The organism is Micromonospora globispora, assembly GCF_003857015.1.
Lineage (GTDB): Bacteria > Actinomycetota > Actinomycetes > Mycobacteriales > Micromonosporaceae > Micromonospora > Micromonospora globispora.
In genome coordinates, this window is the sequence record NZ_QGGF01000690.1 from 1 (window position 1) to 1,633 (window position 1,633).

3 protein-coding genes are annotated in these 1,633 nt (G+C 74.1%); all 3 read right to left on the reverse strand.

Going from position 1 to position 1,633, the window contains the following annotated elements:
- Positions 1-471, reverse strand: a 471-nt coding sequence (locus DKL51_RS32200; RefSeq protein ID WP_260428754.1) for a reverse transcriptase-like protein, incomplete at its 3' end; no start/stop codon positions are given.
- Between the two features lie 5 nt (positions 472-476).
- The gene (locus tag DKL51_RS32205) at positions 477-1,214 is read right to left on the reverse strand and encodes a zinc ribbon domain-containing protein (protein WP_109944455.1); all 738 of its coding nucleotides are present in this window, start codon (positions 1,212-1,214) and stop codon (positions 477-479) included.
- On the reverse strand, positions 1,204-1,633 hold a 430-nt coding region (locus DKL51_RS32210; RefSeq protein ID WP_185734996.1), incomplete at its 5' end, for a Nif3-like dinuclear metal center hexameric protein. The genes DKL51_RS32210 and DKL51_RS32205, both read right to left, overlap by 11 nt.

Sequence of the window (1,633 nt, forward strand, 5' to 3'; positions counted from 1 at the left end):
TTCCTGCACCGGCTGTACCTGGACACCGCGGGCATTTCGGTGCTCGACCTGTACCCGGACGGCGGCGACGTCCATCGCGGCGTTCGCCAGCGCGTCGGCGTGCCGGTTGCGCTCCCGCGGGATCCAGCTGAACCGCACCGAGGTGAACCGTCCGACCAGCGCGGCGGCCTGCGCGGCGAGCGGCCGCAGGCCCGGGTGCTTGATCTGCCAGCGGCCGCACATCTGCTCGACCACCAGCTTGGAGTCCATCCGCGCGTCGACCTCGGCCGCGCCCAGCTCGGCGGCGGCCTCCAACCCGGCGATCAGGCCCCGGTACTCGGCGACGTTGTTGGTGGTGGTGCCGATCGACTCGGAACGCTCGGCCAGCACCTCACCGGTCTCCGGGTCCCGGACCACCGCGCCGTAACCGGCCGGACCGGGATTGCCCCGGGACCCGCCGTCGGCCTCGACGATGACCGCGCGCACCGCCACGGCGGCTACAGGCCCGACTCGTTGGTGCGGACCATGATCCGCCGGCACTCCTCGCAGCGGACCACGTCGTCCGCCTCGGTCTTGCGGATCCGGGCCAGGTCGGCGCCGGAGAGCTCCAACCGGCAGCCGCCGCAGCGACCGGCGGTGAGCAGCGCCGCCCCGAGGCCGGTGTCCTCCCGGATCTTGTCGTAGAGCTTCACCAGATCGGCCGGGAGGTCGTTCGCCAGCGGCTGCCGCGCGGTCCGCTTGAACTCCTCCTCCTTGGCGATCTCGGCGAGGCTGTCGTCCCGGCGCTGCTCGGCCGCGGCCCGCCGCTCCCGCGCCTCGGCCATTCGCCGCTCGATCCCGTCGAGCACGCCCTGCGCCGTCTCCCGCTGCTCCATCAGCTCCAGCTCGGCGTCCTCCAGGTCGCTCTGCCGGCGGTTGAGCGAGACCAGCTCGTGCTGGAGCGCCTCCAGCTCCCGGGCCGGGCCGCTGCCGGCGGCCAGCCGGGCCTCGTCCTTGCTCTTGCGCGCCCGCACCTGGTCGACGTCCTTCTCCAGCCGGGCGATGTCCCGGTCCAGGTCGTCGACGGCCACCTGGGCGCGGACCCGCTCGTCCTCCAGCGCGGAGAGCTCCCGGGCCAGCGCCTCCAGCTCGGCCCGCTCGGGCAGCGACCGGCGCCGGTGGGCGAGCTGGGCGAGGGCGGTGTCGATCGCCTGGAGGTCGAGCAGGCGGCGCTGGACCTTCGGGTCAGCCTTCACGTCGGGGCTCCTTGTCGTCCACTCGGGGTGCGGTGGCGTGCACGGTCCACGGGTCGGTGTCCAGGTCGGACACCACGGTCTCGACGCCCAGCGCGGCCCGCAGGTCGGCGGCCAGGTCGTCCAACCAGGGTCGCTCGGTCGCCCAGTGGGCGGCGTCCAGCAGGGCCGGACCGCCGGCGGCGAGGTGCTCACCGGCGGGATGGTGGCGCAGGTCGGCGGTGAGGAAAGCGTCCACCCCGGCGGCGGTCGCCTCGGCGAGGAAACTGTCCCCCGACCCGCCGCTGACGGCGAGGGTACGAACCATACGCCCGGGATCGCCGGCGGCGCGAACTCCCCACGCGGTGGCCGGCAGCACCGCCGCGGCGTGCCGGGTCCTGTCTCTTCTACACATCTCCGAGCCCACGAGACCGGAGCCTTTA